At 67.6% G+C, this 23,213-nt stretch carries 23 protein-coding genes and 1 pseudogene; 11 read left to right on the top strand and 13 right to left on the bottom strand.

Translation table 11 applies throughout. The features are described from left to right. The first annotated feature begins 42 nt into the window (after positions 1-42). Both WME90_RS33450 and WME90_RS33445 read left to right on the top strand, forming a co-directional pair. On the top strand, positions 43-1,005 hold the full coding sequence (locus tag WME90_RS33450) for an NAD(P)H-binding protein (RefSeq protein WP_437276099.1): 963 nt from the start codon (positions 43-45) through the stop codon (positions 1,003-1,005). Positions 1,006-1,474: 469 nt separating this feature from the next. Continuing rightward, positions 1,475-2,581: a DUF1566 domain-containing protein gene (locus WME90_RS33445; protein WP_437276098.1), complete on the top strand. Its 1,107-nt coding sequence runs from the start codon at positions 1,475-1,477 to the stop codon at positions 2,579-2,581. Positions 2,582-3,264: 683 nt separating this feature from the next. Here WME90_RS33445 and WME90_RS33440 read toward each other — a convergent pair. From WME90_RS33440 to WME90_RS33415, 6 genes and pseudogenes are all read right to left on the bottom strand, one after another. Then, complete coding sequence (locus WME90_RS33440) at positions 3,265-5,487, bottom strand: hypothetical protein (protein WP_437276097.1); 2,223 nt, start codon at positions 5,485-5,487, stop codon at positions 3,265-3,267. A gap of 371 nt (positions 5,488-5,858) precedes the next feature. Continuing rightward, positions 5,859-7,667 carry a glycoside hydrolase family 28 protein gene (locus tag WME90_RS33435; RefSeq protein ID WP_437276096.1) on the bottom strand — a complete coding sequence of 603 codons (1,809 nt, stop codon included), beginning with the start codon at positions 7,665-7,667 and terminating at the stop codon, positions 5,859-5,861. After that, positions 7,582-8,046 carry a transposase zinc-binding domain-containing protein gene (locus tag WME90_RS33430; protein WP_437276095.1) on the bottom strand — a complete coding sequence of 155 codons (465 nt, stop codon included), beginning with the start codon at positions 8,044-8,046 and terminating at the stop codon, positions 7,582-7,584. Before WME90_RS33430 ends, WME90_RS33435 begins: the two co-directional genes overlap by 86 nt. A gap of 24 nt (positions 8,047-8,070) precedes the next feature. After that, on the bottom strand, positions 8,071-8,952 hold the full coding sequence (locus WME90_RS33425) for an alpha/beta hydrolase (protein WP_437276094.1): 882 nt from the start codon (positions 8,950-8,952) through the stop codon (positions 8,071-8,073). Between the two features lie 75 nt (positions 8,953-9,027). Next, positions 9,028-9,510 carry a hypothetical protein gene (locus tag WME90_RS33420; RefSeq protein ID WP_437276093.1) on the bottom strand — a complete coding sequence of 161 codons (483 nt, stop codon included), beginning with the start codon at positions 9,508-9,510 and terminating at the stop codon, positions 9,028-9,030. Positions 9,511-9,831: 321 nt separating this feature from the next. Further along, a pseudogene (locus WME90_RS33415) lies at positions 9,832-10,260 on the bottom strand (LLM class flavin-dependent oxidoreductase); the annotation flags it as partial. Between the two features lie 416 nt (positions 10,261-10,676). On the opposite strand from WME90_RS33415, the gene WME90_RS33410 reads away from it, so the two are divergent. After that, complete coding sequence (locus WME90_RS33410) at positions 10,677-12,773, top strand: right-handed parallel beta-helix repeat-containing protein (protein WP_437276092.1); 2,097 nt, start codon at positions 10,677-10,679, stop codon at positions 12,771-12,773. A 246-nt stretch (positions 12,774-13,019) separates the two neighbouring features. Here the strand turns inward: WME90_RS33410 and WME90_RS33405 are convergent, their stop codons facing one another. After that, entirely contained in the window at positions 13,020-13,436 is a 417-nt protein-coding gene (locus WME90_RS33405) for a hypothetical protein (RefSeq protein WP_437276091.1), read from the bottom strand. Between the two features lie 775 nt (positions 13,437-14,211). Here WME90_RS33405 and WME90_RS33400 point away from each other — a divergent pair. After that, on the top strand, positions 14,212-14,766 hold the full coding sequence (locus WME90_RS33400) for a hypothetical protein (protein ID WP_437276090.1): 555 nt from the start codon (positions 14,212-14,214) through the stop codon (positions 14,764-14,766). 173 nt (positions 14,767-14,939) lie between these two features. Here WME90_RS33400 and WME90_RS33395 read toward each other — a convergent pair whose 3' ends face one another. Continuing rightward, positions 14,940-15,068: a hypothetical protein gene (locus WME90_RS33395; protein WP_437276089.1), complete on the bottom strand. Its 129-nt coding sequence runs from the start codon at positions 15,066-15,068 to the stop codon at positions 14,940-14,942. A 164-nt stretch (positions 15,069-15,232) separates the two neighbouring features. On the opposite strand from WME90_RS33395, the gene WME90_RS33390 reads away from it, so the two are divergent. Next, positions 15,233-15,385 (top strand): hypothetical protein, encoded by a 153-nt coding sequence (locus WME90_RS33390; protein ID WP_437276088.1) that lies wholly within the window; start codon positions 15,233-15,235, stop codon positions 15,383-15,385. An 88-nt stretch (positions 15,386-15,473) separates the two neighbouring features. Here the strand turns inward: WME90_RS33390 and WME90_RS33385 are convergent, their stop codons facing one another. Continuing rightward, on the bottom strand, positions 15,474-16,118 hold the full coding sequence (locus tag WME90_RS33385) for an ATP-binding protein (RefSeq protein WP_437283694.1): 645 nt from the start codon (positions 16,116-16,118) through the stop codon (positions 15,474-15,476). Between the two features lie 70 nt (positions 16,119-16,188). Between WME90_RS33385 and WME90_RS33380 the strand changes: the two genes are divergently transcribed. After that, positions 16,189-16,758 carry a CAP domain-containing protein gene (locus tag WME90_RS33380; protein WP_437276087.1) on the top strand — a complete coding sequence of 190 codons (570 nt, stop codon included), beginning with the start codon at positions 16,189-16,191 and terminating at the stop codon, positions 16,756-16,758. 283 nt (positions 16,759-17,041) lie between these two features. Next, a complete protein-coding gene (locus WME90_RS33375) occupies positions 17,042-17,641 on the top strand; it encodes a hypothetical protein (RefSeq protein WP_437276086.1) in 600 nt (199 codons plus the stop codon). A 191-nt stretch (positions 17,642-17,832) separates the two neighbouring features. On the opposite strand, the gene WME90_RS33370 is transcribed toward WME90_RS33375, so the two are convergent. Continuing rightward, positions 17,833-18,600, bottom strand: a complete 768-nt coding sequence (locus tag WME90_RS33370; protein ID WP_437276085.1) for an SDR family oxidoreductase — start codon at positions 18,598-18,600, stop codon at positions 17,833-17,835. 138 nt (positions 18,601-18,738) lie between these two features. Between WME90_RS33370 and WME90_RS33365 the strand changes: the two genes are divergently transcribed. Together WME90_RS33365 and WME90_RS33360 are read left to right on the top strand one after the other, a co-directional pair. Next, positions 18,739-19,722 carry an AraC family transcriptional regulator gene (locus WME90_RS33365; RefSeq protein WP_437276084.1) on the top strand — a complete coding sequence of 328 codons (984 nt, stop codon included), beginning with the start codon at positions 18,739-18,741 and terminating at the stop codon, positions 19,720-19,722. 616 nt (positions 19,723-20,338) lie between these two features. Beyond that, a complete protein-coding gene (locus WME90_RS33360) occupies positions 20,339-20,980 on the top strand; it encodes a hypothetical protein (protein WP_437276083.1) in 642 nt (213 codons plus the stop codon). A 38-nt stretch (positions 20,981-21,018) separates the two neighbouring features. Here WME90_RS33360 and WME90_RS33355 read toward each other — a convergent pair whose 3' ends face one another. After that, complete coding sequence (locus WME90_RS33355; RefSeq protein WP_437276082.1) at positions 21,019-21,288, bottom strand: hypothetical protein; 270 nt, start codon at positions 21,286-21,288, stop codon at positions 21,019-21,021. A 246-nt stretch (positions 21,289-21,534) separates the two neighbouring features. On the opposite strand from WME90_RS33355, the gene WME90_RS33350 reads away from it, so the two are divergent. Next, complete coding sequence (locus tag WME90_RS33350) at positions 21,535-21,759, top strand: hypothetical protein (protein WP_437276081.1); 225 nt, start codon at positions 21,535-21,537, stop codon at positions 21,757-21,759. 221 nt (positions 21,760-21,980) lie between these two features. Here the strand turns inward: WME90_RS33350 and WME90_RS33345 are convergent, their stop codons facing one another. Continuing rightward, positions 21,981-22,439, bottom strand: a complete 459-nt coding sequence (locus WME90_RS33345; RefSeq protein WP_437276080.1) for a hypothetical protein — start codon at positions 22,437-22,439, stop codon at positions 21,981-21,983. A 53-nt stretch (positions 22,440-22,492) separates the two neighbouring features. Beyond that, a complete protein-coding gene (locus WME90_RS33340; RefSeq protein ID WP_437276079.1) occupies positions 22,493-22,651 on the bottom strand; it encodes a hypothetical protein in 159 nt (52 codons plus the stop codon). 111 nt (positions 22,652-22,762) lie between these two features. Between WME90_RS33340 and WME90_RS33335 the strand changes: the two genes are divergently transcribed. Next, positions 22,763-23,209, top strand: a complete 447-nt coding sequence (locus tag WME90_RS33335) for a hypothetical protein (protein WP_437276078.1) — start codon at positions 22,763-22,765, stop codon at positions 23,207-23,209. The last annotated feature ends 4 nt before the right edge of the window (positions 23,210-23,213 follow it).

Raw genomic sequence — 23,213 nt, 5'->3', positions numbered from 1 at the left:
TGGTCGAGAGCAGGGCATGTTGCGGACCGAGGAGAGGTTCCCATGTCGAAGCGCAGCGAAACGGAAAGCCCCAAGCACATCGTGGTGGTAGGCGCTGGCCAGATCGGCACGCCCCTGGTGGAGCAACTGGCCGCAGACGGCCACCGGGTCACGTGGTGCAGCCGCACGAAGCCCGCTTCCATGCCCATGGGCGTGGAGCACCGTTCGGTCGACGCTCGCGACGGCGAGGCGCTCGCGGAGATCGCGCGTGGTGCGCACGCCATGATCGCCGCGGTCAATCCCGCCACCTACGACGCCAACGTCTGGGCCGAGACCTTGCCTCCGCTCCATCGTGGCCTGATCGAGGGCGCGAGCCGTGCCGGTGTGCGCCTGGTGCTGCTCGACGCGCTCTACCTGTACACCTTGCGCGAGGGCCCGCTCTCGCCCGACACGCGCCATGCGGCCGAGACCGAGAAAGGTAAGATCCGCATGCAGATCGCCGACCTGTACACGGCAGCGCAGCGCGCGGGCACCTTGCGTGCGGTGATCTTCCGCGCCAGCGACTTCTGGGGGCCCGATCTCACCAGCGCCCTGCTCACGCGCGATGGCCTGCGCGGGCTCAAGAACGGGAAGCGCCCGATGCTGATCGGCAACCCCGACGCACCGCACGCCTTCACGCACCGCGACGACGTGGTGAACGGCCTCATCAAGCTGGCGTTCGCGGGCGACGACGTGGAGGGCAGGGTGTTTCATGCGCCGGTCATTCACGTGAGCCAGCGCGACCTCGTGCAAGCGGTGGCCCATGCCATGCACGTGGCGGTGCGCCCGATCGTGGCCAAACGCTGGCTCTTGCGCGTGGCAGGCCTGTTCTCCAGGTCGGCGGGCGGCATCGTGGAGATGCTGCCACAATGGGAACAACCTTACCTTGTGGACGACTCGAGTTACACCGGACGCTTCGGCACGCGGGCGATCACGCTCCAGGAGGGCGTTGCACAGCTGGCCAAGCTCACCCCGGCCCTGAGCTGACCCACGCGACCCCAGGCCTCAAGGACTTGTCGAGCCACTCACTCAAGCGCTGATACGAAGGCGACGTCGCCCCTGTGCAATGAGTGTGTTTCTGGATCGAGGCGAAGCTGATGTCTCTGGGGCCGCTGTTGATGCGCAAGTAGCGCTCGACCTGACTGACGCGTCGGAGCTCCTTCGCCGTGTGATCAGGCGACGCGCCGCGAGCCGCGACGGCGGCCGTTTGGACGAGATCAGCAGTGTACATCTATACAGTAGGATGCCTTCCGCTCGGTGCTACGTCGCGGTAATCGCGGGCGTTTGACGAGTGGAAGGCCTGCCTGATCGAAGAAGGCCCGTTCTGCCGATGATCTCGTACAGTCGGACTGCACGATTCAGGAGCGGCTCCGAGATTCTTACCTTTGAGGAACGCGTTTGCTCGTGCTATCCGCTAGAGAAATCGGCGTCAATTTCTACTTGAATGATCCTTGCAATGGTTCAATCTACCTCGATGCCATCCGTTGATGAGAAGAAGAGAAGGCGAGGGCAGGGGCGGTTAATTCCCGCCCCTTTCCTTTTCTTGGGGTTCACTATCCTGGGCTGTGACAGCTCGTTGGAGGCGAGTTCACCGAAAACCTGCGGGGAGAATTGCAGTACCGATCAGGATCCGACCTCACCCGAGAGCCCTGACGGCACCGAGAGCGACAGCACCGAGAACGACAGCACCGAGAACGACGGCACCGAGAACTGCTCCTCCTCCGATCCTGCTCTCTTCCAAATGGCGCAGTGGCCGATGCCCGGTTCGACCGGGGAAGACCACTCCGTTCAATATCGGGTGGACGAGGAGGTCACCCACGACCAGATCACCGGACTCGACTGGCAGCGGCAGCTAGCGCCGGTTTCACTCACAGATGAGCATGCTGCGGAATACTGCGCTGAGCTCATCCTGGGCGGGCACTGTGATTGGCGACTGCCCACCCGTGTTGAAGGGGTCAGTTTGCTCGATCTACAGAGAAAGCCTCCTTCCTTCGACCCAGGGGCCTTTTCGGATATAGACGGTGACCTTGTACTTTGGTCGGGAAACCCTGAGCGGCTCTTTCGCCTTGGCATTGATGGAGGCCTTCGTGTGCGATCGCCCACCATCGCGGGCCCGGACAGGGTGCGGTGCGTTCGCGGGGGAGGGGTCCCCGACAGCGACGGCAGTCGCTACGAGCTCACACCTGACTTGGCGAGGGACTTGGGCACCGGCCTCACTTGGACGCGAGCAACGAGCAAGCAAACTTACGCGGATGCCGCTTCGATGTGTGCAGGGTTGCAATTGGATGGGGGTGGTTTTCGAGTTCCCAGTTTGAAGGAGCTGCATACTCTCATGTTCGACTCAAAGCCAAATGGTCCATGGATCGACCAAAGCGCATTTCTCAGCTTTCCAGCAGCGGTATCCGGGCATATCCCTTTCTGGACCTCGTCGCTCGAGGCCGCCGACCCGAATTCGGCTTGGATGCTCGACTTTGCCACCGGTACCGCCGAGGCGACCGCGGCCACGGCAAATTTTACCCTGGAGAGCACGCTGCACGTCCTCTGCGTCCGCTCGCGGCCGTAGCGCATAACGCAGGCGGCGACCCCGTGGTTGGGGCAACCTGACCCTGGTTCGCCTGTGGAAGGTAGATGAAACGATGGACCCGCTCGCGCGTGAGCTGAAACTCCGTCTCAGGGCAACAGGCAGCTGTGACGCTGCATGGGAAGTCATTGAGGGAAGTCCCTTCTTTGACGACATCGAAACTCACCCCGACTCGCTGAGTGAAGCTTCGCAGGTCCTGCTCGATTGCGCTCGCGCTGCGCGAGATCCGCTGCGCGGAGTCTACTTGGCAACGTACGTTCGGCTGGGCATCGCGTCTGGTCTCTCTCTCTGTTTTGTCCGATCGACGAAGCCACCGATCGACCTCGAAAGACTGAAGATTGGCGGATCGAGGCGGATCAGATCATTCCATTTATGCGCGGTAGTGAGCCAGAGGGTTGGGATTGGGCGCTATGAACTCGTTGGTTTTCTCAGAGGCCAGGGCTTTCGCTACAGACCCGTTCCAATAGAGGTGAATGGTCTGCGATGGGAAGCGCATCTGGCCCGCTTCAAGGCGCCGGCGCCGCGTCAGCGAGGCCGTCGGCGGCCCGCCCGATCCGCTCCAAGATCTCGCCCACCTCCTCGTCAGAGGTGTCGTGCTCGACCCCGACGCACTCGCGCAGCTCCGCGGTGTACCGGGCGCGCCGCCCAGGCGCCTCAGGATCGCGTCAAAGGGTCGTGATCGTCACGTCGTCGAAGCGCACGTCGCTCATCGCCCACGAGAACAGGGCGACCGAACCCCACGCGTACGTCACCTCGCTCGGCACCGCCAGCACCACCTGATCATTGACCTTGATCCGGTGCGTCGTCCCCTCGCGCTCGACCCGCACCGTCATCCATGTGTTCTGCGGCGGCACATAGCTCGTGTTGACCGCGAGCTCGGTGAAGACGCCGTTGTCCACCCGGACCAGGCGCGCGACGCTCAAGCTCGCGTCGAACATCACCCGGTAGTAGCTCGAGCCGGTGTCGTTGATGGCGTACATGAGGCCGAAGCCGTCGGGGTCGCCCGCGTAGATCTTCGCCGAGAGCGCTCCCTGCCCGAAGGCCGTGCGGGGCGCGACGAGGTAGGTCCCGCGCATGTCGACAGCGCCGTCGGCCGCGGTCTGGGGGTAATCGAACGCGCTGCCCGTCTCGGTCGCCGCTCCGCCTACCCCCCTCCAGTTTGGCGAGCTGTCGGTGATGCCCTCGTTGATCACGGTCCAGACGTTCGGCGCGACGCCTTGATCGAACGTCTCTTTGAAGGGGATGGTGCCCAGCTTGGCCACGTTGACCGAGCTCAGGTCCACGGTGACGACGGAGCCGGCCGCCTTCCCGCACGAGGTGGTCTTGATCTCCTCCCAGAGGAGGTAATCGTGGGAGACCCAGGTGTGCCGCACCGACTGCAGGTTGACGTTCTCCACCGGGTAGAGCGACTGATCCTGGAGGCCCGCTGCGTAGATACCCTCGTATTCGTCCGTGAGCGTGCTCTTGGCGAGGTTGGGCAGGCCGTAGAGGCCGCCCCACGTGTCGTTGTGGAGGTCCTCCCATTTCTTGTAAGAATGCCCGCTCACCGAGGCCAGCCTGTATTGCCAGCCGAAGATCGAACCCGAGGAGAAATCGATCACGTCGAAGTCGTTCAAGGACTGAGAGGCCTGCTGGCTCGCATCGAAGCTGAAGCTCGTGGACGGCCCGTCGGCGTCCACGCCCGCGCCGACCGAGAACCCGTTCGACGTGGTGAACGTCGAGGACTCGTTGGCCGAGTGGGGCCTGTGGGCGTAGGGCGAGAGCCCACCCGACAGGGGGCGAATCGAGTGCTGGAGGGCCTCCTGGAAGTAGCCGCGGTTGTCCCCCGAGTTCCACTTGAGCCCGCCGGGGTTGTACTGGGTGCCATTGCCCGCGAAGACGACGTATTTGCCCTCCGGTGCGTTGGAGGCGAGGAGCGTCACCGTGAAGTTGCGGTCGATGACGGAGCGCTGGCCGTCGCCGCCGCACTCCCAGCTGATGGAGGGGGACGTCACGTTGTACGAGCGGTAGGTGCCCTCGGGCAGCGGCTCGGTCACGATCTGGGCGAGCGCGTGGGCCTTGTGGTCCGCGAGCAGGCCCTTGATCTCGGCGAGGAGCTCGCCCCGGTCAGGCAACGCCGTCTGCGCGACCTCGGACCTCGAGGCGATCCGGGGCTTTGCGTCGATGGTGATGGGCTCGGCCTCGGGCGCCGCGTCGAACAGCGCGTCGAGCTCGGCCTCGCTCTTTTCGAGCTTCTTTCCGAGCTCGGCCCGCTCGCCCGCGGTCATCCGGGCGTACCTCGCCTTCGCGGAGGCCGGCAAGCGCACCGAGCTGTGCTCCTCGGTCTCCTCGCCGGTGACGTCGCCAAAGACGCGCACGTCGAAGTGCTGGCCGCCCGGGCTGGGCGCCGCGTAGACGACTTGCGCGGACATCCCGATGCCCAGCGCCAGCGCGACCTTCTCGGCGTCGCGCGCGTTCTCGAGGATCACAGGCACCCCCGCGAGGCGCGCTGCCCGGAGCAGGGACGCGTAGGAGCGGATGTCGTCGGCGCTCGCGGCCTCGGCGTCGATGAGCACGGCGGACGCCTCTGCCACGCGGCTCGCGGGGCCCGGGTTCGCGATGAGGTCCGCCCGGAACCTCGAAGGGGCGCCGTCCATGAGCTCCGCGAGCAGAGGGGCCTTTTCGCGTTGAATGGACGTGAGAGCGACGACAGGGCCCATCGTGGCAGCGGCGGGCTCCGCGGCCGGGCCGCTGGGCTCCGCGGCCGGGCCGCTGGGCTCCGCGGCGCCCGGCTCATCGTCAAGGAAAGGATCCGCCTGGGTCTCTGGGGCAAGGCCCCCGCAGCCCGCGGCGGTCAGGAGGGTGAGGGCCAGGGGAGAGAGGCGAGCCAGAAAGGTGAATTGTCGCATGGGGGGTCCTCCCAGAACATTCGTTGCAGGGTGAGGTCGGACGCGCGGGCGCTGGGGGCGCCGATGCCCCTCGCTCCACGCGCCTCAAACCCTCTCCGCAAACGGAGAGGAAGACCCGACACGGGCTCGGTCGATTTCTGGATCGAGCGAGCCCGCGCTCTACGAGCCCCGCGGCGCGCTACGGAGGGCTCGATCGCGACGGCATCCTGGGGGATGACATCCCACACGCCGGCGCCCCGGTGGTGCGAGCTCTCCGGGATGTTCGGAGGGCAGGCTCCGCTCGAGCACGCGCAGACGGTCGGCGACGAGGCGCCGTCCTCGCTCGGGTCGAGCCCGGCGGCCTCCTCGACGCCTTGGCTTTCGGCGTTCTTTCACTTGAACGTGATGTTGGACACGTACTGGTTCACGTTCCAGCCGTTTCGCCCCGTGACCTTGTTGCCCTGGATCGTGAAATTGTCGAAGTGAATCCCATTGAAGTTCACGGTGCTCGACTTGCCGTGAATGTAGATCTCCTTGTTCACGGCAGAGGCAACATTGTTGATGAACAATTCCTTGACCGTGGCCCGGTTGGGAGCGTTGCGCCAGGTTGCCGTTGCATCTTCTTCGAAGTCGATGATCCTGCCGTCGACCGTCTCGACCCTGACGTCCTGCCAGGTGATGTTCTGGATCACAGCGGTGTCGTCCGCATTGATCCCGAGGGCCCGGCCGGCCTTGACGATATCGAGGTCCTTGAAGGTGATGTCCTCGATCGTCTGACCGTAGGTCTTGGTCCCGATCTTCGTCGCCGCTGAGTTGCTGTAGGCAACCACCTTCTCGTAGGTGATGGCCTTGGTGTCCAGCTTGCCTTCTTGCTCGCGCTTCGGCGACATGCTGTCGTCACCGCTGTAGATGAAGGCATTGTAGAGCTTGCCGTTCGTGGAGCAGTCGAAGTCCACTCCGTCGGTTTGGTTGTAAGCTGTCGTGGTGGGGCGGCGATTGATCACCTTGAAGTTTTGGATGGTCACCTTGTCGCTGTCGAAGATCAGCGTGTTCCAGAAGACTGGATCGCGCACGACGATGCCGTCGACCAAGACGTCCGTGCTGTCGTCGATCCGGAGGGTGTTGATCTTGAAAGAGGGTGTATCGTTGTCGGTGCCACGGATCTTCGAACCGTTGCCGTCGATCACTCCCCGACCGAGGATCTTCGTGTTGCTCACCTTGTTCATGTGAACCACGCCGTGGGAGGTGTTCTCGACGGCCGGTGCGCCCGTGCCATTGTAGTCGCCCGTGCTGGTCGAGCCGTCCAGGATGGCGCCGGCCGCCAGGTACAGGGTCATGTTGCTCTTCAGCCACAATTCCCCGGTCTTGTAGCGTCCGGGAGGCACGTACAGGATGTTCTGCGCGGATCCGGAGGCGGCGTCGATGGCGGACTGCACCTTGGAGGTGACGAGCGCAGCGCCCGTGTTGTCCACGTCGTAGTCTGCGAGGTTCTTCACGTCGACATCGCCCAATTTCGGCGGATCGACCTCTTGGTCGTCGATGAGGACGAACAGCAATTCCTTCGAGGCGATCTGCAGGATCAAGTAGTTGGGCCCGCTGTCGAAAGTGAGCGTGTCACCGTTCTTGGTCGCCGACAGCATTCGGCTCTTCGGGCTCAAGGTGTAGGAGCTGAAGCCGCCGTTCACCGTAACGGCGACGGTCGCCTTGCAGCCGCTCGCCACGCCGAAGTGGGCGTAGTGCACCTGCATCTCCTGGCCAAACTTGGTCATCTTTTCGACGAATTGCGCCGCCCCGTTGGCCGTCACCGTATAGAGCGGGCTCTCGGAGGCGCCGGGGAGGGTAGGGTAGGTCATCACTGCCCCGTCGGAGTCGCAATCGATGGGCGCGGCCCCGCCGGAGCCTCCACCCGCATCACCGCCCGAACCCGAGGTAGCCCCACCCTCCGCGGCGCTGCCGCCCGCGCTGGTCGCACTTCCGCTTCCGCCTGCGCCATTGCCGGCGACCTCACCCCCGCCGGTGCCCGCTCCTCCTCCGGTACCCGCTCCTCCGCCGGATGTGACGCCGCCCGAACCTGGAGGACTCACCGTGTCGCCGCTGCTCGTTCCGGCTCCGCCGTCATCGCCGGTTCCAGAGCAGCCTGCTCCGAAAGCCAGCGAGACGCCCACTGCGACGCCCATCACCCAAATGCGAGAAAGGTTCATCTTTGCTCCTCCGAACCGCAGCGGCCACCTTGGCGCTCGCGCGTCGACAGTGCAGTGACGCAAACGGATAGGACAAGCAAACGCGGTTCACAAAGTTAACGTTCACATGGCTGTTCCTGACTCGTGCAGCTCGACTGTATGAATTCACTGGCAGGACGGGCCCTATGCGAGCGCCTCGCTCCGACACTGCCGACGGCGCTGCCTCGCTTCGCTCGTCTCCTCTGCGCGACATGCGCCGTGCTCCGCAGCTCGGGCAGAGACCGCGTCCCTTACACGAAAAGGTTACGAGCAAGTCGTGACCCCACGCGCCGCAATGAGAACGGCAGAATCCCCGCGAGAAGTCCCTGCACGCCAGGTAGGTAGGAAACGCCAGCTCCACGCGGCGCGGCAACCCTCGGTCGATTCAATGCGCCGGCGCCGCGTCCGCGAGGCCGTCGGCGGCCCGCCCGATCCGCTCCAGGATCTCGCCCACTTCCTCGTCGGAGGTGTCGTGCTCGACCCCGGCGTACTCGCGCAGCTCCGCGGTGAACCCGGCGCGCCGCAACTCGGCGATCGAGGCGCGCGCGCCTCCGGTCGGCACCGCCACGTCGGAGGCGCCGTGGAAGGCCGTGATCGGCGGAAGCGTCGCCGGGCGCGGCTCCGAGCGCAGCGCCGCCGACGGGTAGAGCGACGGCGGGAGCAGACCGCCGATGGGGAAGGCGGCCGCCAGCGCCTCGGGGTGGGTGACCGCCAGGGCGAAGGTCATGATACCGCCCTGCGAGAAGCCGGTGACGAGCGGCTTGCCGACCGTGGGGCGGGCGGCTGCCAGGGCGGCGAGCGCGGCGGCGATCCGATCTGCTTCCCGCGTGACCAGGGGGGCGGCGACGTCGTCGCCGACGGCGTCGTACCAGATGTACATCCCTCCGCTCGGGTGGCCGTACGGGAGGATGAGCCGGGCGCGGCGGCGGTAGCGCAGGAGCAGCTGCAGGAAGTCCGCGGGATCCCCGCCCATGGGGTGCAGCGCGACGATCATCGGCACCCGCTCGTCGGGTCGCGCCCCGCCCGTCATGTGCTCGAGGTAGCGCACGCCCGCGATCTCGCCCCGGGTGGTGCTCCCCGGCGCTCCCGCCGGCGGCGGAGGCGCGACCGGCCCCGTTGACGGCGTCTCCGACGATGGACGCGCGGGCGCCGACCCCGCTGGGGGCGCCGGCGCCGGCTCGCGGCTGCACCCAGGCCCCGCCAGGAAGACCACGCCGATGGAGAGGAGCAAGCGCAAGCGAAGGGGATCGGCCGACGGGTGGCGCATCGGTACAACAATACTCCGATCGCCGGGAGCGACGCCGCGCGCAGATCGCCGCGGTCCTGTCTTCGCTCGCGTCTTCTACTTCCTCTTGGCGGAGCCGAACAAGACGAAGCTCGGGGAGTCAGGCAGCGGCTTAGGAAGGAAGAGAATCTCGTTCCCCTGGCCTACCACGACGAAATCGGTCACTTCCCTCGTCCCGTCATCGATGGTGCAATCGGTGGTGCCGGTGCCGTCGGCGTCGACGTGGTAGCTGCACATGAACGTCTGTTGAAAAATGGTCCCCCCGACGTTGAGCGTTCGCTCCGCCGAGGTGATGTGCCCACGGCCATCGATAATGAGGAAACCTATGGCCGCGGCCGGAGCGGAGTTCAGCTCTCCCTGGACGGAGAACGCGTAGCGTCCTCGTATACTGGCATCCGTGAACCCATGCTGGCAGCTCTCGTCATCTCGGTCGTGGTCGGCGTTCGCCTTGGACGCGAAGACGAGCGCCCCCGCGACGAGCAGGACGCCCGTGAACGCTAGACGGCGAGGCCCCGTCCTCTTCCAGAAATGTTGTTCCATGTCGATCCCCTCTTCGCCGTACACCGCGCTTCGCGAACCTCGAAGCGCGCCCCATCTTAAGACGAGCGTAGGGTAGCGAGGAGCATTCTCGGTGCAAGCCAATCCCCCGTTCCTGATCGCTCCCTTCCGATCTCGGCTCCCGTCCCTTTCGGCCGAGACACCGCATCGGGAGCGTCTGGGTCGACGCCTCTACGACTTGCCCGAGACGGCGGCTTTCACCCGATTCAGCTCTTCGAGAAACCGAAGATCGAAAAGGTCCTCCGCGCCGTCTCGCCCCGAGCGCCGAGTTGACGGGTTATCGAACGGGCGCCCCGGCAGCGCTCAGCGCGCCGCGGCGGGGGGCGGGAAGAATCGCTTGGGGGGCCGCGCGAGCCCCAGGTTCTCGCGCAGCGTTCGCCCTTCGTACTCACGCCGGAACAGGCCCCGGCGCTGGAGCTCGGGGACGACGCGATCGACGAAATCGTCGAGGCCGCCCGGCAAGTAGGGGAACATGATGTTGAAGCCGTCGCAGCCGCTCTGGACCAGCCACTCTTCCATCTGGTCCGCGATGGTCCCGGGCGTGCCGACGAACGCGAGCCCCCCGAAGCCGCCGAGGCGCTGCGCGAGCTGCCGCACCGTCAGCCCTTCGCGACGCGCCAGCTCGATCGCGCGTTCGCGCCCGCTCTGGCCGGCGTTGGTGGGCGGGATCTCGGGCAGCGGCGCGTCCGGATCGAACCGCGATGCGTCGCAGCCGAGCGCGATCGAGAGCGAGGGACCCAGGTTGCCGGCCGGCGACCCGACCCAGGTTGGGCGAGCGGCGACCCGACCCCGGTTGAATTCCACGCAGTCAGAAATCTCTGACAGGGTGAAAATCCACTGTCGCCAGCCTTATTCGCTCGGATTGAACCCTTCCTCGCCCCGACGCCTCGCGAACCGAAGGCTGTCCGAACGATGCGCAACTGTACGATCGTTGCGCAAGATCGCGTGATCGCTCCAGCCATCGAATCGCGCCATCGAGGTGATCTCCTCGTCGTTCCGCCACGATGAGCGTCATGGCCGCCTGCTTGCAATGTCCTCGCGTCGAAGCACCTGGTGCACGCGTCGTGTACGCGGCTCCAGCGTCATCAGCCAAACAACGAGGACCACGACCCATGAACCGATCGCGCAAGAACCGGATGACTCCTACGATGCATCGGTACGCTCCGCCCGGCGCCCTGCTGCTCGCCGTCGGGCTCTTTCCCGCATGCGCGACGCAAGGCGGGCCCGATGAGTCGGACTCCGAGGCGCTCGGCGCCGGGCTCGCCGCGAGCGCGACGATGACCTGCTCGAAGCTGACCGTCCTCAAGGGGTCCACCGGAGGCCAGGGCGCTCAGGCCCTGGCGACGAAAGATCTGAGCGGCACGGCCGATACGTGGAGCAAGTATGTCGAGTTCAACCCCGGCAGCCAGGCTCAGTGCGAGTACGCATTGCCGGCCGGCGCCTCGGACGCCGACGTCTCGGCGCTCAGCCTGTCGGTGAACTACCGAGGACCCGCGAAGGCCCAGATGCTCTGGACCTTCGACGCCTGGGACTACAGCACCAGCACCTGGGTCAAGATCGGCGACAACGCGTTCGCTTCGTCCTGGGCCTGGAGCGCCGCCACCATCGCGCTCCCGTCCCCGCACGCTCGGTTCGTGTCGGGCGGCAAGCTCAAGATCCGCTATGGAACCACGAGCACCGCCGACGCGTCCGACGTCGACCTGCTGGTCCTCAACGCCACCCTCACCAGCGGGCCGCCGCCCGAGTGCGTCCCCGAGACCGACGCGCAGCTCTGCTCGCGGCTCGCCAGGAGCTGCGGCCCGCTCTCCGCCAATGACAGCTGCGGCAACCCCCGCACCGTGGCGAGCTGTGGAACGTGCTCTGGCACCCAGACGTGCGGTGGTGGCGGGTCGCCTGGCGTGTGCGGCTCCACCTCCGACCCCAACCCCACCCCCAGCCCGGTGGCCGGGGCGTGCGGCGATCGCTCGAGCGGCAGGACCATCACCGTCGCGCCATCGGGCGGCGACCACAGGACGATCCAGGCCGGCCTCAACGCGGCGGCCGCAGGCGACACGGTTGTCGTCAAGGCGGGCACCTACAACGAGAAGGTCTCCTTCACGAGGAGCGGCACCGCTGCAGCCGGCTGCATCACCCTCAAGGGCGAGGCCGGCGCGATCCTCGACGGGACCGGCAAGAGCGGCGTCGGCATCGACATCTCCAGCAAGAACTACATCAAGGTCACCGGCATGACGGTGCAGAACTTCAAGGGCAGCGGCGACACGCCGATGGGCATCAGCGTGAGCGGCAGCTCGAGCTTCCTCGAGATCCGCAACAACCTCGTGCACCACATCGAGAGCTCCGAGGACGCCCACGGCATCGCCTTCTACGGGACGTCCGCGACGCCGATGACCGACCTCCTCATCGACGGGAACGAGATCCGGAACTGCAAGCTCGGCTCGAGCGAGGCGATGGTCCTCAACGGCAACGTCACAAAGTTCGTCGTCTCGCGCAACACGGTCCACGACAACGACAACATCGGCATCGACTTCATCGGCTTCGAGGGCACCGGCCCCTCGGGCTCGGACCAGGCGAGAGGCGGCGTGTGCGTGGACAACATCGTCTACAACATCTCCTCGGCCGGAAACCCCGCGTACGACGGCGAGCGGTCGGCTGACGGCATCTACGTCGACGGCGGCAAGGACATCGTCATCGAGCGAAACAAGGTGGACTCGAGCGACATCGGCATCGAGATCGCCAGCGAGCACGCGGGCAAGACCACCAGCAACATCACCGTGCGGAACAACTTCGTGTCGCGGAGCTACCAGGGCAACATCATGATCGGCGGCTACGACACGAGCAGGGGCAACGCGGCGGACATCGCGGTGCTCAACAACACGCTCTACCAGGGCGCCGGCGGCGAGATCATCATCCAGAACAACTCGAACGGCGTGCTCATCCAGAACAACATCCTCCGCGCCACGTCGGGCAACGGCTACGTGAGCAGCGGCAGCAACAACAGGAACGTGACCGTCGACAACAACATCTTCTTCGGCGCGAGCCGCAGCTCGGCGGGCGCCTTCTCCGACCCGCACGCGAGGTTCGTCGACCCCCTCCTCGTCGGGCCCCCGTCGGACCTCCACCTGACCAGCGGCTCGCCGGCCGTCGACGCCGGCATCGATCTGGGCAGCCGGAGCGGCGCCACCGACATCGACGGCGGCGCGCGGACGAGCGGCACGCGCATCGACATCGGCGCCGACGAGCGCTGAAGCCGCGCCGACTCCGCGAGGCGCGGGGTCCCGCAGGCCGGGTCGGGCGCCCTCGCCAGTAGGGGACAGCTATACCCCCTGCCGCGAGCGCGAGCGGCCAGGGCCGCCCGGTCGTCTGTCGGATGAAGGCGCGCACCCGCCCGACGTCCTCGACAACCGCCGTCAGCCGCGCCGGATCGTTGAAGTTGTTCACGAAGGCGTCGGCGAGCGCCTGGCGCGTAGGGAAAAGAAGCCAGAGCCTATTTCCTATTTCTTCCCCACGCGCCTCTTCATCGCCGCGAGCTCCGCGTCGATCTCGGCGTCCACGTCCCTCGACGGGAGCTCCCGGGCGGAGCTCGGGGACGGCTCCTCCGGAGGGGCGGCCGGCGCGGGCTTCTCACGGTCGAGGCCGATCGCTCGCGCGACGCGCTCGGTGAGCGAGGCCTTCGGCTCCTCCGGGAGCGGCGGGACGTCGGCCGGGTCGAATGCCGTCAGGCACTCGCCGCACTGGACGACGTCCTCGGCGCTGTCCCATAGCGAGACGGCGATGAACAGGCTCACGTTGAACGTCTTCTTCGCCCGGTAGAAGACCCCGGCGGTCCCGCACTGCGGACACTCGCCCCGGAACTTCTCCCCCGATCGCTCCACCCGCTCGCGGGTGCCGAAGATGAGCGGGAACTTCATGGATCGCTCCGTATCACGGTGCGCCCCGAGCGTCACTCGACGGATCCACCCCGCCCTGTGCATGGACGGGCAGAGAGTGGAACAGGCCCAGTGTCGCAGTCGACACGAGTTCCGTTCGCGCGATGCGCGTCGATCGAGTCATTGGATGTTCCCTCGTTGCCTCGAAGGACCTATGCGCGTAGGTAAAAGAAGCCGGATCGCTGCGCGAAGACGTGTGGCGCGACGAACCGAAGTGGCGGGACCGCGCGCGTCGCGACGCCTCGTTCATGGGTCCAACGAGCGGGCCCCGCGCGGCGCAGAGCACGCCAAGGGGGGCATCGGGGTGCCGCAGGCACACGTCGCCCTTCGGGCGTTGGTCTGGCCCGGGACGTACTGGCGGCTACGGGGCGTCCCCGAGCGCCTTTCGGCGCAGGACGGTGCTCTTCAACGCTCGGGGCTCCGGGTCGCGTGCGGCGCCCTGCGCCCCGAACCCCCAGTACGGCGGCCGCCGCGTCGGCGCTGGGTGAGCGGCCTGGAACGTCGCTCGACTCACCGAGCTGGACCCACAAAGAGAGCGCTCCGGCCGTTTTCTCTCGAATCGGCTTGGTCCAAGTATTCGTTTGACGGTTGCCAAGACCATGTGCCAGTCTGGTCCCTGAGGGGCTGGAAAAAGCGGCGGAGGGGATGGTAACCAACGTCGCCCTCTGGTGATCCAGGGCCGGCCATGCGGGGCGGCTCGGGGCCACGTCCGCCCATCGGGGCCTGCCTGGCGGCCGATCCCCAACGGAGTGAGGCGATGATGCGAACGTTCTTTTTGAAGCGGCCGGCGCAAGTGGTGGCGCGGTGTCTGGCCGTTGCGGTGCTGGCGGTTGCGGGGGTGAGCGTTTCGGCGTCGTCGGCCCATGCGGCGTCCAGTACGACGTGCACGGGCAGTGCCGCGCTCGGCTACTCGCCGGGGCTGACGTTCTCGTCGCAGTCGGTCAGCTGGACCTTGACCGACACCCACAGTTCTTGCACGTCCACGGACACCAGCCTGACGGCGGGCAGCTCGTCGCTAAGTGTCACGGGTGTCGCGTCGTGCAACACCGCGGGTGTCTACCCGAATGTCCCCACCTATACGATCTCCTGGAACAACGGCCAGTCCAGCACGATGTCGCTGACCCTGACCGATGCGGTCGTCGGCGGAATGGAGGTGGTGACCGGTGTGGGGACAGTGACGTCGGGGGAGTTCACCGGCGCCGTGGCGACGGTCGTATGGGTCTACACGGTCATTAGCCCGCTGCAGTGCCTCACCTCGCAGGGGGTCACCAGCCAGAGCGGAACGGTGGTCGTGCAGATCATCGAGCCGTGATTCATCGAAAGAATTCCGAGTCGATGCCGCTCGTACCGGTATCTCTCTTCATGACAGGAGCGAGAGCGGGTCCATATCGACCGCGACGGTCCCGTCGGCAAAGGCGCGCTTGAGCGACAGCCGCACCAGGCCGTCCTGTTGCAGCTCGACGCGCTCCCGCGTGTTCGGGGGTCTCAGGAGCCTGGAACGTCGCTCGGCTCACCGAGCGCGGTGAGGAAGCGGGCGATGTTGCTCGGCTCGGTGATCATGGCGACGAGCTTCACCCTGCCCTTGCAGGCCGGGCAGCGCCCTCTCGACGCCACCGCCGCGCTGCCTGCTCCGGCGCCATGTACGACGCCAGCGCCGCGATCGCGCGCTTGCCGGCGTCCAGCTCGACGCCCGCGGCCGCTCCGTGGTCGACCAGGCAGCGGCGCCAAGTCCGCGCTCGAGGAGCCCGCCAGCGACGTGGCCGAGCTCGACCAGGTGGATGGCGACGGTCACGAGCTCGCCGGCGCTTAGCACCGGTGTCCAGTCACCAGCGCCCGACGTCGCCCTCGACCTGCGCGACGGCCCCGCGCTCGCCGGCGTCCACCTCGACCCCGCGGCCCCCGCGTGCTCGATCAGGCCGCGGCACCTGTAGATGATCTCGACAACCCGCGGGAATTCGGTGAAGTTCACCGGTGAAATCCGCGTCCGATGCCGGTGAAGGTTCCCGGTGAAGAGGCCGCTCAGTGCTTCTTGGTGCGGCGCTGCTTGGTGCGAAGGGCGCTCAGCTCCTTGGCCTCCTTGAGCCGGTAGCTCTCGGCCTCGATCTCGATCACCTCGGCGCGGTGCACGAGCCGGTCGACGAGCGTGACGACGCAGGCAGCATGCGGGAAGACCTCGCCCCAGTCGGCGAAGGCCTTGTTCGTGCTGAGCAGGATCGGCTTCTGTGCGTCGTAGCGACGGGTGACGACCTCGAAGAGCAGGTCGGCGTAGCGGCTATTGTAGGAGAGATAGCCGACTTCATCGATGCAAAGAAGGGCGGGAACCGTGTAGCGGTGCAGCCGGCGCGCGAGCGCGGCCGAGGAATCCTGCGCGGCGAGGTCGGCGAGCATGTCACTCGCGGTCGAGAAGCGGACCGTGTGGCCGCGGACGACAGCCTGGTGGGCGACGTTCTTGAGGATCATGGTCTTGCCAACGCCGTTGGGGCCGACGAGCACGGCGTTGTGGCCAGTGGCGATGAAGCCCGGGGCGAAGAGGTCGTCGACGGCCTCGCGGTCGATTTTCTTGGGCCAGGACCAGTCAAAGTCGGTCATCGGCTTGAAGGCGGCGACGCGGGAGTTTTTGACGCGGCGTTCGAGGCTACGCTTGTGGCGCTCGCGCTCCTCGATACGCCCGAGCCGCAGATCGAGAGCCGCTTAATTGTTGCGGCGCGCGGCCGAGCTGTAGGACAATTGTTCCGTGAATACGCTCGGCTCACGTCTCCACGGGTTCGCGCTGTTCTCCCTGATGCTCGCCCTCGTTGCCGGGTGCGGCAGCTCGTCCGACGACGCCGACGCCCCGGCGAGCGACGGCGACGACGAGCCGTCCCGGATGGCCGGGATGACGGCGGCCCACAACGAGGCGCGCGCCGCGGTCGACCCGCCCGCCGATCCGCCGCTGCCCCCGCTCTCGTGGTCGTCCGAGCTCGCCGCGGTGGCTCAGGCCCATGCCGATAAGTGTGTGTTCCGCCACAGCGCGAACGGCTACGGAGAGAACCTCTTCGCGACGTCGAGCGGCGCCTCACCCGCCCCCGAGGATGTCGTCGGCTCGTGGATCGACGAGGCGGTCAGCTACGACCTCGCGAGCAACGCCTGCAGCGCCGCCACGTGCGGCCATTACACCCAGGTGGTCTGGGCCGACTCCCTGCGGCTCGGCTGCGGGATCGCCAGCTGTGCGGACGGCTCACCGTTCGAAGGGGGCAGCGCCTGGCAGTTCTGGGTGTGCACTTATGATCCTCCCGGCAATTTCATCGGCCAGCGCCCCTACTGAGCCGAGCGCGCAGCGCGCTCGGCGCCGCGCGGGGCCGCGCTTTCGACCCGTGAACGAGGCGCCGCGACGCGCGCTGGCCCGCCACATCGGTTCGCCGCGCCATGCTCCCTCGCGCAGCGATCCGGCTTCTTTTACCTACGTGCGCGTAAGTCGTTCCATGTCATCAAGGGCGTGAGCATGGCTTGCTCACTCGAAGTGCGCCCCCTTGACCTGGCGTGCGCCGCCGCGTAACCATCGCCTTCGGTGGCTCCAGAGTGGAGCGTGGGTTCTCTAGGAGATGGTCATGCAGATGTATTACTTGCTCCCGCTCGTGTTGATGGCGGCCGCTTTCGCGTACTCGATGTACGCCCGCAAGAAGGCCCTGGCCGAGGCCGCCAACATGACCCCGGAGGAGATCGAGCAAAAATTCAGCGACTTCTACGCCCAGTATTACGAGCTCCAGCCCGGCGAGCGCATCATCGGCAACTGGAGCGGAGTCGAGTACCAGGCGCCCGCCGGCACGGCCCGCCGCATCGCCGGCGGAGTCCTCAACGCCGCATCTGCCGCCGTGATCGGCGTCTCCACCTACGTTCCCAACGTTCACGTCGGCCTCACCAACCGCGGCCGCGTCGTCGTCTCTCGCGAGTACAGCGACTTCGGCAAACGCGGCAACTACAAGCACCTGGCCGCCTTCGATCAGGGCACCCGCGCCTTCAACCAAGACGCGGCGTATCCCGGCCAAGACATCGGCCCCCGCCCCGGCAACCCCTTCAACCCTCTCGTGAGCCTCGAGTTCATCCAGCTCCGTTCGCCCAGCGGCGACACCTACGAAGCGTGGCTGTCCCCGCAGGGCAGCCGCCACGGCCAGAACGGATTCAGCTCGATCTTGCAGTCGCTCGGTTGAACGCGGCGAGCGGCGCAACGCTGACCAAACCGCTCATCCCTGCCAGTCGCGCCCGGCCCAACCCAGGGGGCCTATTCCTCACCCGACATGTGGGACTCGGAGAAGCGAAACGCATCGGCGGGTCTGTGCCGGGGAGCCAAGCGCGAGGGAGCGCGGCCGACGAGGTCGGCGGCCCGATGAGGGCCTGACCGTCAGCGCGCCGTCATTCCGCCGTCGACGCGGTAGTTCCCGCCGGTCAGCCACCTCCCGCGATCCGACGCGAGGAGCGCGACGACCTCCACGACGTCATCGGTGGTGCCGAGGCGTCCGAGCGGCACCTGCTGGACAAACGCATCGGCCGGAATGCCCATCCCGTCGGTGAACGTCTTCCGCAGCTCGTCGGCGCTCGGTGTCGCCACCGGCCCCGGCGTCACGACGTTCACGCGGACTCCGCTCGACGCGAGCTCCACGGCGAGCGTGCGCGAGTAGGTGTCGAGCGCCGCCTTCGCGGCGCAGTAATGCGCGAACGGGCCGTACGGAATCGTCGCTGCCGTCGACGAGATGTTCACGACCGCGGCGGCCTTCGAGGCGCGGAGCGCCGGCAGGACCGCGTTCGTGAGGCGAACCGCGGAGAGGAGGTTGAGCGCGAGGGTGTCTTGCCACTCCTCGTCGGGGATCGTCGGGGAGCCTCCCAGAAACCCGCGCGACCCGCCCGCGTTGTTCACGAGGATGTCGAGGCCGCCGAGGGCCGCGAGCGCCTCCGCGGCGATCGCCTTCACCCCTTCGCTCGTGCGGACGTCGCCTGAGACGAACGTCGCCGCCGCGGGGGTGACGTCGCTGCGCGAGCGCGCGGCGACAACGACCTTGGCGCCGGAATCGAGAAGGCGCTGCGCGATCGCCGCGCCGATGCCGCGCGAGCCTCCGGTGACGAGGGCACGGCGACCGATGAACTCCTTCGAGAGATCGAGCTTGCTGGACATGATGTTCCTTTCGTCGAGGACAACGCGTCCTTCATACGGCTCGCGATCCGCACGAACCATGCGAAGTCGTCTGGGAAAGTTTCGAAATCGTCCGCACGGCTTGGACACCGCGGCCCGCGCTCATTACGCTATCGAGCGATGGATGCGCTGAGCGCGGTGCTCGCCCCGGTTCGTTTGCGGCGGACGCGCTGGGTCTCCACCGTCGGGCGCGCGCCGTGGGGCGTCGCCCTGCCGGTGGTCAAGAGCTGCATCCGGTTCCACTACGTGGTGCGCGGCAGCGCCTGGCTCAGCGTCGACAAGACGGACGAGCCGCGCGTCGCGCTCTCCGGTGGCGATCTCGCGGTACTTCCGCTCGGCCACGCCCATGCGCTGCGCGACCATCCGCGGAGCTCCCCCCGGAGCTTCGCCGAGCTCGTGCGATGCGCCCCCAACCCGACCCATGACGTCATCCACATCGACATCGGCACGAAAGGCCCGGAGACGACCTTCATCACGGGCGGCTTCGTGCTCGACGATCCGCTCGCGACACCGATCCTCGCGACCCTGCCGCCGCTCATCCGGATGACCCCCGACACGGAGCAGGCGGTGCCGTCGTTCCTCGAGAACATCCAGTTCATCACTCGCGAGGTCGAGACGAGCCGGCCCGGGTCCGAGATCGTCCTTCTCCGGATGGCGGACGTCATGTTCATCCAGATCCTCCGCGCGTACCTCGCGCGCTTGCCCGAGGACGGCGGCGGCTTCCTCGGCGCGCTCCGCGATCCGAGCACCGCCGCGGCGCTCGGCGCGATGCACCGGCGCGCCGAGGAGCCGTGGACGGTGGCCTCGCTCGCGAAGGAAGTAGGCCTCTCGCGCTCGGTCTTCGCGGCGCGCTTCACAGCGCTCGTCGGCGAGCCGCCGCTAGGCTACCTCACGCGGCTCCGCATGCAGAAGGCTGCGGTTCTCCTCCGCGAGGGCGCGCCGCTCGCGAAGGTCTCGCGCCTCACCGGCTACTCGTCCGAGGCCTCGTTCAGCCACGCGTTCCGGCAGTGGGCCGGCATGGCCCCCGGCGCGTGGCGGCGGCACCTCAAGTCGAGCGATCCGAGCGCGGCTTCGGACGGAGGGCGTCGAGCCCTCCGTGCTTGAAGGCATATCGGCTCGGCGATCATGGCGACGAGCTTCATCCTGCCCTTGCAGGCCGGGCACTCGAGGACATCGAGCGCAAACGTGCGGCGCAGAAGCTCGGCGCGGGTCGTCGACCGCCCGGTAGCCGCCCCGCTTGCGGCGCGGCGCCGTCACCAACCGCGATCCGTCTACGTCATGGCGGTCTAGCTGAACGAGTGGTCCGGGCGCCGCTGGATCAATCGGGGAGGGCGGCGGTCAGGTCCATCTCGACCAGGATGTCGAGGGCGGTCCAGCGCGAGCTCGGCGCGGAACGGCGAGATCGCACGCCACGCATCACGCGGCCGGCGCCGACCGCGACACGGCGCGCTCCCAGTCTGTCGGCTCCTGCTCACCACACCTGGCCGTCGTCCCTGCGCTACACGTGTGATCTTTCGACAACAGGACGATCGGGTCCCCATGAACGGTGTGGTCATCTCCCGTTCCTCCGGGATGTGGGAGCCCGGGATGCACGGCGCACGCGGCAGCCATGCAGAAGGATTCGTGTTCTCGCGCGCCGTGGCGACCGGCGCGGGTCGAGTCGGCGACGGGAGCGCACGAAAGCGGCGCCCCTGGTACGGCAGGTGCGATGGGTCCTGGCATGCCTAGATTTCAACCGATTCTCGTTGGTTTCACGGCGCTGACCTTGCTCCTCCTCGCCGGGACGGCGCGCGCGCAGGAAGGCGGCTCGTCCGGCCTCGAGCCTGCGCCCCGCGCCGCCCCGCCCATGGATCTCGGCCTGCTCGTCGGTGCCGGCATCCTCGTGACCCCGGACGCTCCCGGGATATACGTCGATGTTGCGGCCACGTACCGTATAGGCCTCCTCGAGCTGGGCGCCTTTGGCCAGCTGGGGGGTGAGCTCTTCGGGTACAGCTTCACCGGCGCCGGCGCGACCGCAGGCGTCGCGTGGCGCGCGCCTTTCGGACTCCGGCTCTCGCTCGCGGGCGCCTTCGGGGCGCACGGCTACAAGGGCGTCGGCAGCAAGTTCCTGGACGCGGATCCCGGCGGGGACGGCGAAACGCTCTTCGTCGGGGCTCGCGCCGGGGTGAGCTGGATCTCCGGGAAAGGTCCCACGCACTTCGAGATCGGCATCGCCGCCGCGGCCGAAGCCGATGTGATACGGGACGAGGACACCTACAGCTATTTCGACGTCGAAGAGACGCGCCGCGTGCGACGCACCATTGGAGGCGCGCACGCGATGCTGTCGCTGGTACGGCTAGGGGTGAGCTCCGACGTGCTCTGACCCGGTCTCCGCTGCGAAAGCGCGATGAACGTCCCGGCTCAGCGCTGGGTCCGCGCGCCCTCCCCGTCGTCGATCTTTTTGCCGTGGCCGGAGGCGATCCGCTGGATGTAGTACCTGGTCGCGTCGTCGGCGGTGTCAGGCGGCGAGGTGACGTTCTGGCGCGGAGCAGTGAAGCTGCGCCCTCCTGCTGACTCGCTCATGGCAGAGACGTCGGCCCAGAAGGTCAACACCACCGGCTCCGGCCGCCGGCTCCGCTTGGTCGCCTTGGGCGGGGGGCTCGGTGGGGACTGCACGCTCACGCGGTACATGATCCGCTTCTCTTCGTCGTGGAATCGTGGAAGTAGATGGGCCTGATGCCGTGTCTCCAACCGCGGCGTCGGTCAAGCGAAGGGCTGTCCGGCGGAACCTACCGCTCGGCCGCGGCTACGACGTTGGCCGGGGCTTGTCGAGCAAGGGATGGCGGAAGCCTGCCGAGGCGTTACCTTCCCCGATCCCTCTCAGCCGATCCGGCCGCATGGACGCGGCTCCTCGGCCTTGAGGGTACGGAGGGAACCATGTCCGGAGGCAAGGGTGGCGGCGGCGGTGGTGGTGGCAAGGGTGGCGGCGGCGGTGGCGGCCACGGAGGAGGTGGTGGTGGTCGTGGGGGTGGCGGCGGCGGTGGTGGCGGCGGGAAGGGCGGGGGAGGCGGCGGGAAGGGAGGCGGGGGCGGCGGCAACTGGCCGAGCACGACCGGCAACCCGTCCGGCCCCGGTCGAGGGAACGCCCCGCCGTCGAAGTAGAACCTGAGCCGCTCCTACGCGGCGTTCCGATCGAGCGCGTTTGCCGCGAACCTGCGGCGCGGGCAGCTCCGCGGGAGCACGTCGGCGTTGCGGGCGAAGGGGCTTCGCCTGCGGCGCTCACGTCCCGGGGCAGTCGCCTCCGAGGGGGGCGCGAGCGGCGCGCCTACCGCGCAGCAATGAGCCCACCATCACCCGGTGCACACGGCTGGACGAGCAGCCGCTCAAAATGCGCCGCAGGAGCGCCCCAGATTCTCCAGGCCGCTCACCACCTGTTGAGCGGCGTCGAAGCTGCCCATGTACAGACGCTCGCCCTTCTGGGCGCTGCGGTCGCCGATGACGATGCGATAGATGACGCCCAAGCCCGTCGTGTCGTGCCATTCCCCGTTCGCCAGCAGCTCGCGGTCCAGGAAGCGGAGCGAGAGGGTGTTCGGCGGGCCAGCCGTCGTGACCCGGACGCGGCAGTGCCCGAGGTATTCGAACCGGGCCCCGAGCCCCAGCTTCTCGCGGCCCATGAGCTGCGCAATCCCCACCGCCACCTCGGTGCGCCAGGCTTCCTGCTCGGGATGGGGATCGTCCCTCCCGTCCGCTCGAGCCTGGTCTTCTGCGGCGGCGATATCGGCGCGAAGCCTGGCGGCAACCTCCTCCTCGCGGGCTTGGATCAGCGGCGCGAGCGAGGCCATGAACGCTTGCTTTATCTCTTCTGTTCCCTCTGTGCCCTCTGTGCCTCTGTGGTTCAAATTCTCTCTCGAGCGGTCTCGCGCGGCTGGAGCCGGCCCGAGAGGACGTCGCCCAGGTCGACCGTCACGCCGGCGCCGCGGCGGACCCTATCCGCCAGCACCCCCTCCAGGGCCGCCAGGTTGCCGTGGATGTGGGAGACGGCCGCGATCCGCACGGCCGCGGCCTGGCGAAAAAAAAGTCGCCGCCGATGTCGAGGCGGCGCCGGCGGCTCCGACGTCTCCGTGAAGCGCCGAGGACGGCGCGACATCACCCGGATGAGGACACCATGAACACGATCGACGCCCTCCAAGGAACGCTCACCGCCACGACCGACGCCGCCCCGGCCCGGACCACGCTCCGCAGCGTCGGCGCGGTGCTCGCCGGCCTCCTCTCGACCGTCGTCGTCACCACGGCCGTGGACATGGCGCTCCACGCCTCCGGCGTCTTCCCGCCCCACGGCGAGCGGATGAGCGACGCGCTGTTCGTGCTCGCGCTCGCCTACCGCATCCTCTTCAACACCGCCGGCTGCCACGTCGCGGCCCGGCTCGCTCCGGCTCGCCCGACGCGCCACGCCCTCGCCCTCGGCGTCGTCGGCCTCGCCCTCGCCACCCTGGGCGCCATCGCGATGTGGGACCTCGGCCCGGCCTGGTACTCGCTCGCGAACATCGCGATCGCGCTGCCGTGCGCCTGGGCAGGCGCGCGGCTCCGAGGCGCTCGCCCCCGGTCGTCATGACGTT

Origin of the sequence: Sorangium sp. So ce375 (assembly GCF_051473855.1) — a bacterium.
In the GTDB taxonomy this organism is placed as follows: Bacteria; Myxococcota_A; Polyangia; order Polyangiales; family Polyangiaceae; genus Sorangium.
Note: the sequence above shows the minus strand (reverse complement) of the source record. Positions and strands in the feature narration are given on the sequence as shown.

Bases quoted from the DNA above. Each gene is read 5' to 3' on its own strand.
- WME90_RS33450 (WP_437276099.1), top strand. From the start codon at position 43: ATGTCGAAGCGCAGCGAAACGGAAAGCCCCAAGCACATCGTGGTGGTA.
- WME90_RS33445 (WP_437276098.1), top strand. From the start codon at position 1,475: ATGGTTCAATCTACCTCGATGCCATCCGTTGATGAGAAGAAGAGAAGG.
- WME90_RS33440 (WP_437276097.1), bottom strand. From the start codon at position 5,487: ATGCGACAATTCACCTTTCTGGCTCGCCTCTCTCCCCTGGCCCTCACC.
- WME90_RS33435 (WP_437276096.1), bottom strand. From the start codon at position 7,667: ATGAACCTTTCTCGCATTTGGGTGATGGGCGTCGCAGTGGGCGTCTCG.
- WME90_RS33425 (WP_437276094.1), bottom strand. From the start codon at position 8,952: ATGCGCCACCCGTCGGCCGATCCCCTTCGCTTGCGCTTGCTCCTCTCC.
- WME90_RS33420 (WP_437276093.1), bottom strand. From the start codon at position 9,510: ATGGAACAACATTTCTGGAAGAGGACGGGGCCTCGCCGTCTAGCGTTC.
- WME90_RS33410 (WP_437276092.1), top strand. From the start codon at position 10,677: ATGCATCGGTACGCTCCGCCCGGCGCCCTGCTGCTCGCCGTCGGGCTC.
- WME90_RS33405 (WP_437276091.1), bottom strand. From the start codon at position 13,436: ATGAAGTTCCCGCTCATCTTCGGCACCCGCGAGCGGGTGGAGCGATCG.
- WME90_RS33400 (WP_437276090.1), top strand. From the start codon at position 14,212: ATGATGCGAACGTTCTTTTTGAAGCGGCCGGCGCAAGTGGTGGCGCGG.
- WME90_RS33390 (WP_437276088.1), top strand. From the start codon at position 15,233: ATGGCGACGGTCACGAGCTCGCCGGCGCTTAGCACCGGTGTCCAGTCA.
- WME90_RS33375 (WP_437276086.1), top strand. From the start codon at position 17,042: ATGCAGATGTATTACTTGCTCCCGCTCGTGTTGATGGCGGCCGCTTTC.
- WME90_RS33370 (WP_437276085.1), bottom strand. From the start codon at position 18,600: ATGTCCAGCAAGCTCGATCTCTCGAAGGAGTTCATCGGTCGCCGTGCC.
- WME90_RS33365 (WP_437276084.1), top strand. From the start codon at position 18,739: ATGGATGCGCTGAGCGCGGTGCTCGCCCCGGTTCGTTTGCGGCGGACG.
- WME90_RS33360 (WP_437276083.1), top strand. From the start codon at position 20,339: ATGCCTAGATTTCAACCGATTCTCGTTGGTTTCACGGCGCTGACCTTG.
- WME90_RS33355 (WP_437276082.1), bottom strand. From the start codon at position 21,288: ATGTACCGCGTGAGCGTGCAGTCCCCACCGAGCCCCCCGCCCAAGGCG.
- WME90_RS33350 (WP_437276081.1), top strand. From the start codon at position 21,535: ATGTCCGGAGGCAAGGGTGGCGGCGGCGGTGGTGGTGGCAAGGGTGGC.
- WME90_RS33345 (WP_437276080.1), bottom strand. From the start codon at position 22,439: ATGGCCTCGCTCGCGCCGCTGATCCAAGCCCGCGAGGAGGAGGTTGCC.
- WME90_RS33335 (WP_437276078.1), top strand. From the start codon at position 22,763: ATGAACACGATCGACGCCCTCCAAGGAACGCTCACCGCCACGACCGAC.